The 15,228-nt window shown below is 58.0% G+C and carries 14 protein-coding genes and 1 other RNA gene; 5 read left to right on the top strand and 10 right to left on the bottom strand.

The features are described from left to right. Nucleotides 1-11: 11 nt before the first annotated feature. Together KJF94_RS21170 and KJF94_RS21165 are read left to right on the top strand one after the other, a co-directional pair. The gene (locus tag KJF94_RS21170; RefSeq protein WP_214378513.1) at nucleotides 12-329 is read left to right on the top strand and encodes a GIY-YIG nuclease family protein; all 318 of its coding nucleotides are present in this window, start codon (nucleotides 12-14) and stop codon (nucleotides 327-329) included. 88 nt (nucleotides 330-417) lie between these two features. Next, a complete protein-coding gene (locus KJF94_RS21165; RefSeq protein WP_214378511.1) occupies nucleotides 418-1,353 on the top strand; it encodes a glutathione S-transferase family protein in 936 nt (311 codons plus the stop codon). A 126-nt stretch (nucleotides 1,354-1,479) separates the two neighbouring features. On the opposite strand, the gene KJF94_RS21160 is transcribed toward KJF94_RS21165, so the two are convergent. Together KJF94_RS21160 and yejK are read right to left on the bottom strand one after the other, a co-directional pair. Continuing rightward, entirely contained in the window at nucleotides 1,480-1,830 is a 351-nt protein-coding gene (locus KJF94_RS21160) for a glutaredoxin family protein (RefSeq protein WP_214378509.1), read from the bottom strand. After that, the gene (gene yejK / locus KJF94_RS21155) at nucleotides 1,830-2,834 is read right to left on the bottom strand and encodes a nucleoid-associated protein YejK (RefSeq protein ID WP_214378507.1); all 1,005 of its coding nucleotides are present in this window, start codon (nucleotides 2,832-2,834) and stop codon (nucleotides 1,830-1,832) included. The genes KJF94_RS21160 and yejK overlap by 1 nt, the downstream gene beginning before the upstream one ends. Nucleotides 2,835-3,240: 406 nt before the next feature. On the opposite strand from yejK, the gene KJF94_RS21150 reads away from it, so the two are divergent. Continuing rightward, nucleotides 3,241-3,522, top strand: a complete 282-nt coding sequence (locus tag KJF94_RS21150; protein ID WP_007905514.1) for an HU family DNA-binding protein — start codon at nucleotides 3,241-3,243, stop codon at nucleotides 3,520-3,522. A gap of 194 nt (nucleotides 3,523-3,716) precedes the next feature. Here the strand turns inward: KJF94_RS21150 and rlmF are convergent, their stop codons facing one another. From rlmF to KJF94_RS21110, 8 genes are all read right to left on the bottom strand, one after another. Continuing rightward, nucleotides 3,717-4,739: a 23S rRNA (adenine(1618)-N(6))-methyltransferase RlmF gene (rlmF, locus tag KJF94_RS21145; protein ID WP_214378505.1), complete on the bottom strand. Its 1,023-nt coding sequence runs from the start codon at nucleotides 4,737-4,739 to the stop codon at nucleotides 3,717-3,719. A gap of 90 nt (nucleotides 4,740-4,829) precedes the next feature. Then, complete coding sequence (locus KJF94_RS21140) at nucleotides 4,830-5,309, bottom strand: hypothetical protein (RefSeq protein WP_214378503.1); 480 nt, start codon at nucleotides 5,307-5,309, stop codon at nucleotides 4,830-4,832. A gap of 115 nt (nucleotides 5,310-5,424) precedes the next feature. Further along, nucleotides 5,425-5,895 carry a hypothetical protein gene (locus KJF94_RS21135; RefSeq protein ID WP_214378501.1) on the bottom strand — a complete coding sequence of 157 codons (471 nt, stop codon included), beginning with the start codon at nucleotides 5,893-5,895 and terminating at the stop codon, nucleotides 5,425-5,427. A gap of 165 nt (nucleotides 5,896-6,060) precedes the next feature. After that, nucleotides 6,061-8,907, bottom strand: a complete 2,847-nt coding sequence (locus tag KJF94_RS21130; protein WP_214378499.1) for a valine--tRNA ligase — start codon at nucleotides 8,905-8,907, stop codon at nucleotides 6,061-6,063. Between the two features lie 484 nt (nucleotides 8,908-9,391). Continuing rightward, nucleotides 9,392-9,797, bottom strand: a transfer-messenger RNA (tmRNA) gene (gene ssrA / locus KJF94_RS21125). A gap of 464 nt (nucleotides 9,798-10,261) precedes the next feature. Next, nucleotides 10,262-10,648 carry a DNA polymerase III subunit chi gene (locus KJF94_RS21120; RefSeq protein WP_214378497.1) on the bottom strand — a complete coding sequence of 129 codons (387 nt, stop codon included), beginning with the start codon at nucleotides 10,646-10,648 and terminating at the stop codon, nucleotides 10,262-10,264. Between the two features lie 8 nt (nucleotides 10,649-10,656). Further along, entirely contained in the window at nucleotides 10,657-11,085 is a 429-nt protein-coding gene (locus KJF94_RS21115; protein WP_214378495.1) for a DNA polymerase III subunit chi, read from the bottom strand. 60 nt (nucleotides 11,086-11,145) lie between these two features. Then, the gene (locus tag KJF94_RS21110; protein ID WP_214378493.1) at nucleotides 11,146-12,636 is read right to left on the bottom strand and encodes a leucyl aminopeptidase; all 1,491 of its coding nucleotides are present in this window, start codon (nucleotides 12,634-12,636) and stop codon (nucleotides 11,146-11,148) included. Nucleotides 12,637-12,944: 308 nt separating this feature from the next. Here KJF94_RS21110 and lptF point away from each other — a divergent pair, with 308 nt between their 5' ends. Both lptF and lptG read left to right on the top strand, forming a co-directional pair. Then, a complete protein-coding gene (gene lptF / locus KJF94_RS21105; protein ID WP_214378491.1) occupies nucleotides 12,945-14,063 on the top strand; it encodes an LPS export ABC transporter permease LptF in 1,119 nt (372 codons plus the stop codon). Beyond that, nucleotides 14,056-15,117 (top strand): LPS export ABC transporter permease LptG, encoded by a 1,062-nt coding sequence (lptG, locus tag KJF94_RS21100; RefSeq protein WP_214378489.1) that lies wholly within the window; start codon nucleotides 14,056-14,058, stop codon nucleotides 15,115-15,117. The genes lptF and lptG overlap by 8 nt, the downstream gene beginning before the upstream one ends. The last annotated feature ends 111 nt before the right edge of the window (nucleotides 15,118-15,228 follow it).

The raw sequence follows: 15,228 nt of genomic DNA, 5'->3' as shown, positions 1-15,228 counted from the left end.
TTGATCGTCACGTGAACACCCCGAGCGAATCTTCCGTCATTGCCGCCGAACCTACGCCTGTCAGCAAACCGTGGTTCGTCTACCTCGTTCGCGCGGCCAATGGTTCGCTCTACTGCGGGATCAGCGACGATCCCGTACGACGTTTCGCCATCCATCAAAGTGGTAAAGGTGCGCGGTTCTTCCTCTCCAGCCCGGCCGTAGCCTTGGTCTACACCGAAGTCTGCCGCGACAGAAGCGAAGCGCTGCGCCAGGAACGGCTGATCAAAAAACTCAAGAAAAGCGCCAAGGAATGTCTGGTGGCGACCTTTGCTGCGGGCTTATCAATCTGACTGATAAGTTCCCATCAGGCAGATGGGTAGGATGCTTGCGGATTGCGCGCTAAGCTGCGGATTCATTATCCGTGCGGCGGAGCCGAGCATGTCAGAGTTGATTCTTCATCATTACCCGACGTCCCTTTTCGCCGAAAAGGCCCGCCTGTTGCTGGGCTTCAAGGGGCTGTCCTGGCGCTCGGTGAAAATCTCGCCGGTGATGCCCAAACCTGATCTGACGGCCCTGACTGGCGGCTATCGCAAGACGCCTGTGTTGCAGATTGGCGCCGATATTTACTGCGACACCGCGCTGATCGCCCGTCGTCTGGAGCAGGAAAAGGCCTTGCCGGCGTTCTTCCCGGAAGGTCAGGAAATGATCGCCGCATCGTTCGCCGCCTGGGCCGATTCGGTGGTGTTCCAGCATGCGGTCAGCCTGGTGTTTCAGCCGGAATCGATTGCCGTGCGCTTCGGCAATATGCCACCGGAAGCGATCAAGGCGTTCATCGCCGATCGCGCCGGTCTGTTTAGCGGTGGCAGCTCTACCAAGTTGTCCGCTGAGCAAGCCCGGCATCAATGGCCGACAATCATGGGGCGCCTGGAGCAGCAGCTTCAGCGCGAGCAGGGTGATTTCCTGTTCGGTGAGCCGTCGATTGCCGACTTTGCCCTGGCTCATTGTCTGTGGTTCCTCAAGGCTACGCCGGTGACTGCACCGTTGGTCGATGCTTATCCGGCGGTTTCTGCATGGCTCGGGCGGGTGATGGGGTTTGGTCATGGCGCGTCCAGCGAGATGACTTCCGAGGAGGCGCTGGAGGTCGCGCGCAATGCCACGCCGGCCGCGCTTCCGGATGAGCAGTTTGATGAGCCGAATGGTTTTGAGGCGGGTCAGCAGGTGGTGATCGCCGCGACCGATTATGGCGTTGATCCGGTGGCCGGGGAGTTGCTGTTTGCCGGGCGTGAAGAGTTGATTCTGCGTCGAGAAGACGAGCGTGGCGGCGTGGTGCATGTGCACTTTCCGCGATTTGGTTTCCGCATCGAAAAACGCTGATAAACACACTTGTGGCGAGGGAGCTTGCTCCCGCTTGAGTGCGCAGCACTCATAAAATAGTGGGGCCGCTTCGCAGCCCAGCGGGAGCAAGCTCCCTCGCCACAAGGATTGTGTGGGCCTGATCAGTTATTTGAGGGCTGCGAGGATCGCGTCGGGGTCGTAGCCACGAATCAACGTACCGTTCACATCGATGATCGGAATCCCGCCGCCACCCAGCGTCTCATACGCCTTGCGCGCCTCGGCATCTTTCTCGATATCGAATTCCTTGTACGGAATGCCTTTCTGATCAAGAAAGCGCCGGGTCAGTTTGCAGTAGCCACACCACTCGGTGGCGTAGAGCACGACGCTGGCCTTGGCCTGGGTCTGCTCGGACACCACTTGTGAAGGGTTGAAAACCCGCTCGATCTTGCCCCAGTTCTGATAGACCACGACCACCAGCAGGATCAGCAGGAATTTCTTCAGTACGCTGCCGAGCATCAGTTGCGTCGCTTGAGCTGGTCAGTGAGTTGAGTCGGCAGTCCCTTGATGATCAGCGTGCCGGCTTCTTCGTCGTATTCGATCTTCGAGCCCAGCAGGTGCGCTTCGAAGCTGATCGACAGGCCTTCGGCGCGGCCAGTGAAGCGGCGGAACTGGTTCAGCGTACGTTTATCCGCCGGGATCTCCGGGGACAGGCCGTAGTCTTTATTGCGGATATGATCGTAGAAGGCCTTCGGGCGCTCTTCGTCGATCAGCTCCGACAGCTCTTCCAGGCCCATGGGCTCGCCCATTTTTGCCTGGCTGCTGGCGTAATCCACCAGGGTCTTGGTTTTCTCGCGGGCCGACTCTTCCGGCAGGTCTTCGCTTTCGACGAAGTCACTGAAAGCCTTGAGCAGGGTGCGGGTTTCGCCCGGGCCGTCGACACCTTCCTGGCAGCCGATGAAGTCGCGGAAATACTCCGAAACCTTTTTGCCGTTCTTGCCTTTGATGAACGAAATGTACTGCTTGGACTGCTTGTTGTTCTGCCACTCGGAGACGTTGATCCGAGCCGCCAGGTGCAATTGGCCCAGGTCGAGGTGGCGGGACGGGGTCACGTCCAGCTGATCGGTCACTGCAACGCCTTCACTGTGGTGCAGCAGCGCGATCGCCAGGTAATCGGTCATGCCCTGCTGGTAATGCGCAAACAGCACGTGGCCGCCCACAGAGAGGTTCGACTCTTCCATCAGTTTTTGCAGGTGTTCCACCGCCACGCGGCTGAAACCGGTGAAATCCTTGCCGCCGTCGAGGTATTCCTTCAGCCAGCCGCTGAACGGATGCGCGCCGGACTCGGCATGGAAGAAACCCCACGCCTTGCCTTGTTTGGCGTTGTAGCTCTCGTTGAGGTCGGCAAGCATATTCTCGATGGCGCTCGACTCGGCCAGTTCAGAGTCACGAGCGTGGAGAACTGCGGGCGTGCCGTCGGGTTTTTTGTCGATCAGGTGGACGATGCAATGACGGATCGGCATGGGCTTCTCGGCTGTTTGAAGCGGCTGGTTGGAGAGAGCAGGGCAGGCTCCCGAAAAAGTGCCAAGTGTACCGCAACCACTGGTTTTGGCGCGGTGCGAAGGGCAATTCGCAGGCGTGCGGCAGCGCTTATGCAGTTTTTTCCTGTTTTAGAGCAATAAAGCTGACCAAATGGGTAGCTAGAGGCGGATATTTCCCCGTCTCTGTGCTAGTTTTGCCCCGTCTTACGCGAAGTCACTGCGTTAAGCGTGCATTCAGCATTTGTCAGGTCGAACCAAACCCTGATTTCGGTATCTATAACCCCGATCCCGTGGTTATTGGCCGAGGGTGCCAGATCCAGAAGATCGGGCTCGATGGCTGACACTGCACTCTGCAATCCATATGAATTTGATAGGGAAGGAACACTACATGGCTCTTACTAAAGACCAACTGATCGCCGACATCGCTGAAGCTATCGACGCGCCAAAAACCACCGCGCGTAACGCTCTGGACCAACTGGGCCAAATCGTTGCCGATCAGCTGGAAAACGGCGGCGAAATCACTCTGCCAGGTATCGGCAAACTGAAAGTGACTGAGCGTCCTGCCCGTACCGGCCGTAACCCTTCGACTGGCGCTGCCATCGAAATCGCTGCCAAGAAAGTTATCAAGCTGGTTGTGGCCAAAGGCCTGACCGACGCTGTTAACAAGTAAGACGCAGTAAAAAAAAGCCGTGCTCCGGAGTGATCCGGGCACGGTTTTTTTGTGTCTGTGATTCCGAAAACACCGCAGACCACTGTAGGAGCGAGCTTGCTCGCGAAGGACGCAAACGATAACGCGGGCATTCTGGATGAGCGCGTTGACCACAGGTTCTTCGCGAGCAAGCTCGCTCCTACAGGGTCAGCGGATCAGCTCTTGCGGGCCCAACGCTCGCGCCACACCTGTTGTTCGGATTTGGTCTGGAAGGTCCAGGCGACGAAGCGACTTTGCTTCTGGCCCTGAGACATTTCCACGACCTGGCTTTCCAGCACGCCGGCCTTTTTCAGCGCCGTCTGAATCGCCGGAAGGTTCGAGGCTTTCGAGACCAGGGTGCTGAACCAGAGCACTTTGTGTTGAAAATGCGCGCTCTCGGCGATCAGTTGTGTCACAAAACGCGCTTCGCCACCTTCGCACCACAATTCCGCCGATTGCCCGCCAAAGTTCAATACTGGCAGTTTGCGTTTCGGGTCGGCGCGGCCCAGGGCGCGCCATTTACGCTCGCTGCCCTTGGTGGCCTCGTCCATCGACGCATGGAACGGCGGATTGCACATGGTCAGGTCAAAGCGTTCGCCCGGCTCCAGCAAACCCAGCAGGATGTGCTTGGGATTGCTTTGCTGGCGCAACTGAATGGCTTTGTTCAGTCCGTTGGATTGCACGATGGCCTTGGCGGCAGCCACGGCGGTCGGGTCGATCTCCGAGCCGAGGAAGTGCCAGCGGTAGTCGCTGTAACCGATCAGCGGATAGACGCAGTTGGCGCCCATGCCGATATCCAGCACCTTGACCGGCGCACCGCGCGGGATTTCGCCGTCATTGACGCTGGCCAGCAAGTCGGCCAGAAAGTGCACGTAGTCGGCACGCCCCGGCACCGGCGGACAGAGGTAATCCGCCGGGATGTCCCAATGCGCAATGCCATAGAACGACTTGAGCAGCGCCCGGTTGAACACCCGCACCGCGTCAGGGCTGGCGAAGTCGATGCTTTCCTTGCCGTACGGGTTGATGATCACGAACTTCGCCAGTTCCGGCGTGGTTTTGATCAGTGCCGGGAAGTCGTAACGACCCTGATGGCGATTGCGCGGGTGCAGGCTGGCCTTTTCACGCGGCTCCACGGCTTTGGCTGGAGTTGCGGGTTTCGGCTTGGTGCGCGGGGCTTTGGGTTTGCTAGGGGCGGTCATGGGCGGTCGATTCAGGGTTTGGCTCAAATTGGCGGGCATTGTCCCACATATGAGCTCGCTGCGCGGTGGATCGAATTCGCCCGCAACCTGTCAGACCTCGTCCGGATGACTGAGATAAGGCACATTGCGCTCCAGAATTTTCAAGCCGAAAGTGATGGGGGATTGGCCATTGAGCATGATTCTTTTAGGTTCGTCCGTCCAGACAACCTCAGTCTTCAATAAATCGCCACTTCGGGTTTGCAAGGCTATGACTTCTTTATCTGTATCGAGTTGATCGAGTGTAATGACTTTTCCGTTTTCGCCGATGATGTCGAACGTGGTCGTGTTTCTTGCCGTACTGGTCGTAAAGAAGTTTTCGACTCGATCGATTGTTTTTCCGAAATGCTTGCCTTCAGTTCGGATGTAAAGCGTATAGGTGTCTCCGTCGCATCGAAAATATAATACGTCCGCCACTCCATTGTTGGCTTGGCCCCAAACCGGGGCTGTATTGCCGGAGTGTGAAATGATTGCCGCCGGTTTTCCGTGGAAGGCCAATGTTGCGAGAAATGATTTCTGTCGATTGGTGCTCATACTGATAATCCTTTGTCAGTGTTGGGGGGGTATGTGGTTTTTGCTAGAGATGCCCAGGTTTTTCGAGGTCGGATACAAGGGGCGAATGACCGAAATTCAACGTCCTGAAAAACTGTCAGATTTCATCCGGATGGTCTAGATAAGGCTCGTTACGCCCCATGATATCCAGTTCCAGTGTCAGTTTTTCTTTGCCTGTGGTCGTGACTATTAGATCGCCGTTACGTTTTAACTCTAAGCCCCCTCGGGTTTGTAGGCGTATCTGTTCTTTGTTGGTTTTAAGGTCGTCGAGAGTAACTATTTTTCCATGGGTATCCAATATATTGAAGCTCGTTGCATCTTTTGTGCTGGTGCCGAAAAACGAGCCGTCTGCAACCAGTGTTTGTCCGAAAATCCGGCCTTCGGATCTGACGTAGAGGTTGTAGTAGTCACCTTCGCAGCGAAAGTAAAATGTGGCGGTTTGACCAAAGGGTTCCGTCGATAAAACCGGGCCTATCGATTTTCCTGCTGAAATCAGGCCTAAAAAACTTAAGGGCCTGTTGTTATAGATCAATGTTGCAAGAAACGACTTTTGTCGAAGAGTACTCATGCGGATAAACCTTGTTATCTTAAAATTTTAGGGTGGTTTAATTGGTGTGGCGGGAAACAGGCTATCGGACTTTTATTGGAGAGGGTCAATTTAAATATTAAATTATTATTCAAAAAAAACGCCCCGATAATCGGGGCGTTATTTTTATAACTGTGTAACAGTCGTTTATAAGCTTGCTATCCGCGCATGCTGCTCGGCCAACTTGCCCAAAGCCTGTTCGGCTTCCGCCAGTTTGGCGCGTTCCTTCTCGATGACTTCGGCCGGGGCCTTGTCGACAAAACCAGCGTTGGACAGCTTGCCGCCCACGCGCTGGACTTCGCCCTGTAGACGCAGGATTTCCTTGTCCAGACGTGCCAGCTCGGCATCCTTGTCGATCAGGCCGGCCATTGGTACCAGCACTTCCATCTCACCTACCAACGCGGTGGCGGATAGCGGTGCTTCTTCGCCGGCAGCCAGCACGGTGATCGATTCGAGGCGAGCCAGTTTCTTCAACAGGGCTTCGTTCTCGGTGAGGCGACGCTGATCTTCGGCGCTGACGTTTTTCAGGAACAGGTTCAGCGGCTTGCCCGGCCCGATGTTCATTTCGCCACGGATGTTGCGCGTGCCGAGCATCAGTTCCTTGAGCCATTCGATATCGTTCTCGGCCGCTGGATCGATGCGCTCTTCATTAGCCACTGGCCAAGGCTGCAGCATGATCGTCTTGCCTTCGATACCGGCCAGCGGCGCGATGCGCTGCCAGATTTCTTCGGTGATGAACGGCATGAACGGGTGCGCCAGACGCAGCGCGACTTCCAGGACGCGAACCAGCGTGCGACGAGTACCGCGCTGACGTTCAACCGGTGCGTTTTCGTCCCACAGCACAGGCTTGGACAGTTCCAGGTACCAGTCGCAATACTGGTTCCAGATGAACTCGTACAAGGCTTGTGCCGCGAGGTCGAAGCGGAACTGGTCAAGTTGACGGGTCACTTCGGCTTCGGTGCGTTGCAACTGCGAAATGATCCAGCGATCCGCCAGCGACAGCTCGTAGGCTTCGCCGTTCTGGCCGCAGTCTTCGCCCTTGTCCAGCACGTAGCGCGCGGCGTTCCAGATCTTGTTGCAGAAGTTGCGATAGCCTTCGACGCGGCCCATGTCGAACTTGATGTCGCGACCGGTGGACGCCAGCGAGCAGAAGGTGAAGCGCAGGGCGTCGGTGCCGTAGCTGGCGATGCCGTCGGCGAACTCGTCGCGGGTCTGCTTCTCGATCTTCTTCGCCAGTTTCGGCTGCATCATGCCGGAGGTGCGCTTCTGCACCAGGTCTTCCAGCTCGATACCGTCGATGATGTCCAGCGGGTCCAGGACGTTGCCCTTGGACTTGGACATCTTCTGACCCTGGCCATCACGCACCAGGCCGTGAACATAAACGGTCTTGAACGGAACCTGCGGCGTGCCGTCTTCGTTTTTCACCAGGTGCATGGTGAGCATGATCATCCGGGCGACCCAGAAGAAAATGATGTCGAAGCCGGTGACCAGCACGTCGGTGGAGTGGAATTTCTTCAGGAATTCGGTCTGCTCGGGCCAGCCGAGCGTGGAGAACGTCCACAGGCCCGAACTGAACCAGGTGTCGAGTACGTCGTTGTCCTGTTGCAGCGCAACGTCCGGGCCGAGGTTGTGCTTGGCACGCACTTCGGCTTCGTCGCGGCCGACGTAGACTTTGCCGGACTCGTCGTACCAGGCCGGAATCCGGTGGCCCCACCACAGCTGACGGCTGATGCACCAGTCCTGGATGTCGCGCATCCACGAGAAGTACATGTTTTCGTACTGTTTTGGCACGAACTGGATGCGGCCGTCTTCAACGGCGGCAATCGCAGGCTCGGCCAACGGCTTGGTGGACACGTACCACTGATCGGTCAGCCAAGGCTCGATGATGGTGCCGGAACGGTCGCCTTTCGGCACTTTCAGCGCGTGATCGTTGACGCTGACCAAGAGGCCGGCAGCATCGAACGCAGCCACGATTTGCTTACGCGCTTCGAAGCGGTCGAGGCCGGTGTATTCGGCCGGGATCTTGCCGTCGATGCTTTCATTCAGCGTGCCGTCGAGGTTGAACACCTGACAGGCCGGCAGTACGGCCGCGTTTTTGTCAAAGATGTTCAGCAGCGGCAGGTTGTGGCGCTTGCCGACTTCGTAGTCGTTGAAATCGTGGGCCGGGGTGATTTTCACGCAGCCGGTGCCGAATTCTGGATCGCAGTAATCGTCGGCGATGATCGGGATGCGGCGGCCGACCAGCGGCAGCTCGACAAATTTGCCGATCAGGGCCTGGTAGCGTTCATCGTTCGGGTTAACAGCCACGGCGGCGTCGCCAAGCATGGTTTCCGGGCGAGTGGTCGCGACGATCAGGTAATCATTACCTTCAGCGGTCTTGGCGCCGTCGGCCAGCGGGTATTTCAGGTTCCACAGGAAACCTTTCTCGTCATGGTTTTCCACTTCGAGGTCGGAAATCGCCGTGTGCAACTTGGTGTCCCAGTTGACCAGACGCTTGCCGCGATAGATCAAGCCGTCTTCGTGCAGGCGCACGAACGCTTCTTTAACAGCTTCCGAGAGGCCGTCGTCCATGGTGAAGCGCTCGCGGCCCCAGTCCACGGACGAGCCGAGACGGCGGATCTGACGGCTGATGTTGCCGCCGGACTGATCCTTCCATTCCCAGACTTTTTCGAGGAATTTCTCACGGCCCAGGTCGTGGCGATTCTGGCCCTGGGCTTCGAGTTGGCGTTCCACCAGCATTTGCGTGGCGATACCGGCGTGGTCGGTGCCCGGCTGCCACAGGGTGTTGCGACCCTGCATGCGGCGGAAACGGATCAGGGCGTCCATGATCGCGTTGTTGAAGCCGTGCCCCATGTGCAGGCTGCCGGTGACGTTCGGCGGCGGGATCATAATGGTGTAGGACTCGCCCGCGCCTTGCGGGGCGAAGTAATTCTCTGACTCCCAGGTGTTGTACCAGGAAGATTCAATGGCGTGCGGCTGGTAGGTCTTATCCATGCGCGGCGGGACCCTATTGGCATTAATTCAGGAAAAGCCGACGAGTATAGCGGGGCATGGGGCGCAGGGCGAGCAGGGGCGGACAGGCGCAGAGTGATTCGGGGCGACGGGATTTGTCGGAACGTCCTTTTGACATCCGACACTGGAAAGGAGGCAGATAGCTCCGGGCGCCAGATGGGACTACGGAGTCTCGCCCTCAGGCTTGATCGAAACGGTAGACCATCTCTCCAAAAAAATAGTTAATCGTATCGGGAATAAGTATGTCTGTTGGTTAATGTGTGCGCTCGTGCGCAGATCATCAATCAAATCGGCTTACTGGTTTCTGTTGTCTCTTGAGCGCGGAAAAAAAAACAAAAAAAAGCCACCCCTGAGGATGGCTTTAAATCGGTCGTCACTTCTGACGACCTGGCGGTCACCTCTCCAGATGACCTGTTTTGCTGCCAATGACATTTCGTCAGCAAACGGGTGAAGTATTTACTTCATTTGGTGGAGCCGGGGGGATTTGAACCCCCGTCCGCCAGTACTCCGCTGTCGGTTCTACATGCTTAGCCCGTTCAATTAAGTTAACCCGTCGCCACCCGAGGGGCAGGGCGCATGGGGCGAGCTGTGTAATATTTAGCCGTTACGTCCACAGCACACTACGCGGCGATTCTGTTCTAAATGACAATCAGGTCGGGTTTACAGAAATCCCCTGGTGATTGCTGGCGCCGAGGCGGCCAGAAGTGCTTAAGCGTAGATCTTTTCCTTGAAGAGGGAATCGTTCATTGCAGGAGCACCGTAGTTGGCAAGTTTGGCAACTATTAAGTATGTAACAGTGGATTTACGAGTGCTGTTACCCACTCGGCATGCCCCTAGAGTTTTGTTACCGGCGTCGAATCCTAATCGGCCCCAAGTGCGCTAAGGCAGGGCAAATATAAGAAGGCTTAGTTAAATAATCAACAGATTTATTTGTGGGTTGTTGAGCGTTTTTTGAAAGTATTTAGTGGGCGCATGCGGTAATTGAGTGGGGAGATAAACTATTAACTCGAATTGTTGTATAGGGGGATATTTTCCAAGGGAGGGGCTCTGAAAGAAACTTTCAAGTTTGGTGAAGTGCCCGCCTCAATACGGGCTACAGCGATTCGACGGTGAAAGATGCATTTAACGAGAGCACGATTCTTCGCTGGTTTTTTAGGGGCATCTGGATCGGGGTTTCCGATGAAGCGGCAATACTCAACTTCGGTCGACTATTGGAAAAAGGCGAATTGGCGAGCGGAATTTTGCAGATCCCCCCAATCGTGCGCGATCAGGAATGCCAATATCGGTAGCCAGATTCTATATTTGGGGAACAAATATAGAATCTCCCACAGATGGTTCAGTCGTTGTACTGGCTCAACAACCGTTCCAGACGCGCGCTGAGGCGGCGTTTGATTTCGGTTTCGATGTGCGGCGCGAAGTCGTCGATCACGTCTTGCATGATCAATTGCGCGGCGGCGCGCAGTTCGCTGTCCAGGTGCAGCAGGTCGTCGGGATTTTTGCCGGGGGTGGCTGCCGGCGGGGTGGCGGCGGGTGGAGTCGGTTCGACGGTTGGCTGGGAAGCGCTGACCGTGTCGAACAACATCGGAATCTGTTCCTGATCACCGTCCTCGACCGTGTCGGTCAGCAGGGGTGGTTGCAGGTTGTCATCGCCGAGCAATTGGCGGATCGACTCGAGGTCGTCCAGCAGGTGCGCGGACTTTTGCAGCGGTTTTGGAGTGTCCATCGGAATGCTCAGAGTCGCTGTAAACGGTGATCTTGCAGAGGATAGCCCTGTTCGCGGTAGAAACGGAAACTCTCCCGCGCCGCCGCACGAATCGTCGGATCTTCCACCACCACTTCCGCCACCCGGGCGAATTTGTTGGCAAAGGCCGGGACTTTCAAGTCGAGGTTGACCAGCAGGTCCTGATGTTGACCGCAGTCATCGCCAAGCCCCAGCACAATCAAACTGTCAGGCTCGCTTTCAGCGGGGCCGTGGGGCACGAAACTTTCGCCCTTGAAGGCCCACAGGCGCGCATCGAGATCGTCACGCTGGGCGGCATCGCTGCAATGCAGGTAAATGCGGTGTCCCATGCGCCAGGCTTTTTCGGTGAGCTTGCAGGCGAAATCCAGCCGCGCCGAAGGATCGGCGCTGGGCAGGATATAGAAGTCGACTTTAGTCATTGCGGTTCCTGAGCCTTGGGCGGCGTCACTCGAAAGCAACGCCGCCCAGGATCATCGGTTTCAGGCTTTGGCGCGGTCCAGCAGGTACTGGGTCAGCAGGGGAACCGGACGGCCAGTGGCGCCCTTGTCCTTGCCGCCACTGGTCCACGCCGTGCCGGCGATGTCCAGGTGCGCCCAGTTCAGGTTCTTGGTGAAGCGCGACAGGAAGCAAGCGGCTGTGATGGTGCCGGCCTTCGGCCCGCCAATGTTGGCGATGTCGGCGAACGGGCTGTCCAGCTGCTCTTGATACTCATCGAACAGCGGCAATTGCCAGGCGCGGTCGTCGGCAGCCTTGCCGGCGCTCAGCAGTTGGCCGATCAGTTCGTCGTTGTTGCCCAGCAGGCCCGACGTGTGGGAGCCCAGTGCAACGACGCAAGCGCCGGTCAGGGTCGCGATGTCGATCACGGCTTGTGGCTTGAAGCGCTCGGAGTAGGTCAGGGCGTCGCACAGCACCAGACGGCCTTCGGCGTCGGTGTTGAGGATTTCCACGGTCTGGCCGCTCATGGTGGTGACGATGTCGCCCGGACGCGAAGCGTTGCCGCTCGGCATGTTCTCGGCGCAGGCGAGGATGCACACCAGGTTGATCGGCAGCTTCAGTTCGAGCACGGCACGCAAGGTGCCGAAGACGCTGGCGGCGCCGCCCATGTCGTACTTCATTTCATCCATGCCGGCGCCCGGCTTCAGGCTGATGCCGCCGGTGTCGAAGGTGATGCCCTTGCCGACCAGTGCGTACGGCTTCTCGGATTTCTTGCCGCCGTTGTATTGCATGACGATCAGGCGCGGCGGCTGGGCGCTGCCCTGGCCGACGGCGTAGAACGAACCCATGCCGAGTGCCTTGATCTTCTTCTCGTCGAGCACTTCGACTTTCAGATCCTTGAACTCTTTGCCCAGGTTTTTCGCCTGCTCTCCGAGGAACGTCGGGTGGCAGATGTTCGGCGGCAGGTTGCCCAGGTCGCGGGTGAAGGCCATGCCGTTGGCGATGGCGGTGGCATGGTTCACGGCGCGTTGCACTTCAGCCTGGGCCGCCTTGATGGTCACCAGGGTGACTTTCTTCAGGGCACGAGGTTCGGCTTTCTGGCTCTTGAACTGATCGAAGGAATATTCGCCGTCCACCAGGGTTTCCGCCAGCAGACGGGTCTTGCCGTAGCTGTCGCGACCTTTGACGACCACTTCGTCCAGCGCCAGCACGGCATCGCTGCCGCCCAGGCCTTTAAGGGTGTTGAGGACGCCGGCGATGATTTTGCGGAACGGACGGTCGCCCAGCTCTTCGTCCTTGCCCACGCCCACGAGCAGCACGCGATCGGCTTTCAGGTTAGGCAGGCTGTGCAGCAGCAGGCTCTGGCCGACCTTGCCGGCCAGGTCGCCGCGCTTGAGTACGGCGCTGATCGCGCCACCGCTCAGTTCGTCGAGTTGCTTGGCAGCGGCGCCGAGTTTTCGGCCTTCGCTGACGGCGACCACCAGAGTGGCGGTTTTCAACGTTTCCGGGTTAACGCTTTTTACAACCAGTTCCATGTCCGGGTCCCTGAATTAATGGTCAACACGCGAGGGCTCGACGGCATTTGCTCGAACCTGCTCATAAGATAGAAAGACGCAAGTCACGGCTTGCGACAAAGGCCGCAGTTTGAACCTCGGGCCCCGAGCCTGACAACCCTCGGTTGTACGATCTTCTACGCTTTAGCCGCCTGCTTGAGCGTGCGCAGTGACAGGCGCACCCAATCACAGGATAATGCGCCAACTTTTTTCGGCGGCTCTGTCTTGCGGGCTGCCTGATACGTTTGCTTGTTTGGCCGCCTTAGCCTGACAACCCTGGAGTGTCTGGTTTGATTGTCTTCCGTTATCTGTCCCGCGAAGTCCTGTTGACCTTGAGCGCCGTCAGCGCCGTGCTGCTGGTCATCATCATGAGCGGGCGCTTCATCAAATACCTCGCCCAGGCGGCTGCCGGCCTTCTGGATCCGGGCTCGCTGTTCCTGATCATGGGGTTTCGTCTGCCGGGCTTTTTGCAACTGATCCTGCCGCTGGGCCTGTTCCTCGGGATTCTGCTGGCCTACGGTCGCCTGTACCTCGAAAGCGAAATGACCGTGCTGTCGGCCACCGGCATGAGCCAGCAACGCCTGTTCACCATGACGCTGTTTCCGGCCACGCTGGTTGCGCTGGTGGTGGCGTGGCTAAGCCTGAGTCTGGCGCCACAAGGGGCCAATCAGTTCCAGTTGTTGCTGAACAAGCAGGACGCCCTGACCGAGTTCGATACCCTTGAGCCCGGGCGCTTCCAGGCTCTGCGCGACGGAACCCGGGTGACCTACACCGAAACGCTGTCGGATGACCGCATCCACCTCGGCGGTGTGTTCATTTCGCAAAAGAACGTCTCGTCCGACAAGAAGGATCGCGGCATTTCCGTGCTGGTGGCCGAGAAGGGCCGTCAGGAAATCCGCCCCGACGGTAACCGCTACCTGATTCTCGACAATGGCTATCGCTATGACGGCAACCCGGGGCAGGCCAACTACCGAGCAATCAAGTACGAAGAGTACGGCGTATTGCTGCCTAAACCGGACGTGAGCGACGAAGTCACCGACCGTGATGCAATGCCCACCAGTTCCTTGCTCGGCAGCGACGACCTGCGGTCCCGCACCGAACTGCAATGGCGTCTGTCGTTGCCGTTGCTGGTCTTCATCGTGACCTTGATGGCGGTGCCGCTGTCGCGGGTCAACCCGCGCCAGGGCCGTTTCCTCAAGCTGCTGCCGGCGATTCTTCTTTATATGGCTTACCTGAGCATCCTGATTGCCGCTCGCGGCGCCCTTGAAAAGGGCAAGATCCCGCCTGCTCTGGGTCTGTGGTGGGTTCACGCGATTTTCCTGGTCATCGGCCTGGGACTGCTCTATTGGGAACCCCTGCAGTTGAAGCGGGCAAGTCGCCGCAGCGCGCTGGAGGTGGCCCGTGGTTAAGCTCGATCGCTACATCGGTAGCAGCGTTTTCATCGCGATCCTGGCGGTACTGGGGATCATTCTCGGGCTGGCGACACTGTTTGCCTTCATCGACGAGATGGGTGATGCCAGCGACACCTACACCCTGGTCGATGTGTTGAGTTACGTCCTGCTGACGGCGCCGCGCCGTCTCTACGACATGTTGCCGATGGCGGCGCTGATCGGCTGCCTGATCGGCCTCGGCAGTCTGGCCAGCCACAGCGAACTGACCATCATGCGCGCTGCGGGCGTGTCGGTTGGGCGGATCGTCTGGGCGGTAATGAAGCCTATGCTGGTGCTGATGCTGGTCGGTCTGTTGATCGGCGAATACATCGCGCCGGCAACCGAAAGTACGGCGCAGGCCAATCGCTCCCTGGCTCAGGGCAGTGGCGATGCGCAAAGCGCCAAGCATGGCCTGTGGCACCGCCAGGGTGACGAGTTCATCCACGTCAACTCGGTGCAGCCCAACGGTCTGCTGTACGGCGTGACCCGCTATCGCTTCGACGATCAACGCCACATGCTGTCCTCGAGCTTCGCCAAGCGTGCGGAGTTCGACAAGGATCACTGGCAGTTGAGCGATGTCACGACCACGCTGTTCCATGACAAGAGCACCGAAGTGGTGACGGCGCCGGTCGAGCGCTGGAACGTGGCGCTGAGCCCGCAGTTGCTGAGCACCGTGGTGATGTCGCCCGATTCGCTGTCGATCACCGGTCTGTGGGGTTACATCCACTATCTGGCGGATCAGGGTCTGAGCAATGGCCGGTACTGGCTGGCATTTTGGGTCAAGGTGTTGCAACCGTTGGTCACTGCCGCTCTGGTATTGATGGCGATCTCCTTTATTTTTGGTCCGCTGCGTTCGGTGACCCTCGGTCAGCGGGTATTCACCGGCGTGCTGGTGGGTTTCACCTTCCGTATCGTTCAGGATCTGCTGGGGCCTTCGAGCCTGGTGTTCGGTTTCTCACCGCTGTTTGCGGTGCTGGTGCCAGCAGGTGTGTGCGCCCTGGCCGGGGTCTGGTTGCTGCGCCGGGCCGGTTGATATCGGGTATTTCCCGACGCCGTAGCTGATAAAAAACGCCCCTGTCGCAAGACCGGGGCGTTTTTTGTATGTGCCGTCTGACCTGCGAACGTGACGCTAGCGCCGTGGATC

The organism is Pseudomonas hormoni (assembly GCF_018502625.1).
In the GTDB taxonomy this organism is placed as follows: domain Bacteria; phylum Pseudomonadota; class Gammaproteobacteria; order Pseudomonadales; family Pseudomonadaceae; genus Aquipseudomonas; species Aquipseudomonas hormoni.
Note: the sequence above shows the minus strand (reverse complement) of the source record. Positions and strands in the feature narration are given on the sequence as shown.

What these genes read in the sequence shown, in the direction of transcription:
- KJF94_RS21135 (WP_214378501.1), bottom strand. Translation starts at nt 5,895, where the DNA reads ATGAGTACTCTTCGACAAAAGTCGTTTCTTGCAACATTGATCTATAAC.
- KJF94_RS21115 (WP_214378495.1), bottom strand. Translation starts at nt 11,085, where the DNA reads ATGACTAAAGTCGACTTCTATATCCTGCCCAGCGCCGATCCTTCGGCG.
- KJF94_RS21150 (WP_007905514.1), top strand. Translation starts at nt 3,241, where the DNA reads ATGGCTCTTACTAAAGACCAACTGATCGCCGACATCGCTGAAGCTATC.
- KJF94_RS21120 (WP_214378497.1), bottom strand. Translation starts at nt 10,648, where the DNA reads ATGGACACTCCAAAACCGCTGCAAAAGTCCGCGCACCTGCTGGACGAC.
- KJF94_RS21130 (WP_214378499.1), bottom strand. Translation starts at nt 8,907, where the DNA reads ATGGATAAGACCTACCAGCCGCACGCCATTGAATCTTCCTGGTACAAC.
- yejK (WP_214378507.1), bottom strand. Translation starts at nt 2,834, where the DNA reads ATGCCGATCCGTCATTGCATCGTCCACCTGATCGACAAAAAACCCGAC.
- KJF94_RS21160 (WP_214378509.1), bottom strand. Translation starts at nt 1,830, where the DNA reads ATGCTCGGCAGCGTACTGAAGAAATTCCTGCTGATCCTGCTGGTGGTC.
- KJF94_RS21165 (WP_214378511.1), top strand. Translation starts at nt 418, where the DNA reads ATGTCAGAGTTGATTCTTCATCATTACCCGACGTCCCTTTTCGCCGAA.
- KJF94_RS21140 (WP_214378503.1), bottom strand. Translation starts at nt 5,309, where the DNA reads ATGAGCACCAATCGACAGAAATCATTTCTCGCAACATTGGCCTTCCAC.
- KJF94_RS21110 (WP_214378493.1), bottom strand. Translation starts at nt 12,636, where the DNA reads ATGGAACTGGTTGTAAAAAGCGTTAACCCGGAAACGTTGAAAACCGCC.
- rlmF (WP_214378505.1), bottom strand. Translation starts at nt 4,739, where the DNA reads ATGACCGCCCCTAGCAAACCCAAAGCCCCGCGCACCAAGCCGAAACCC.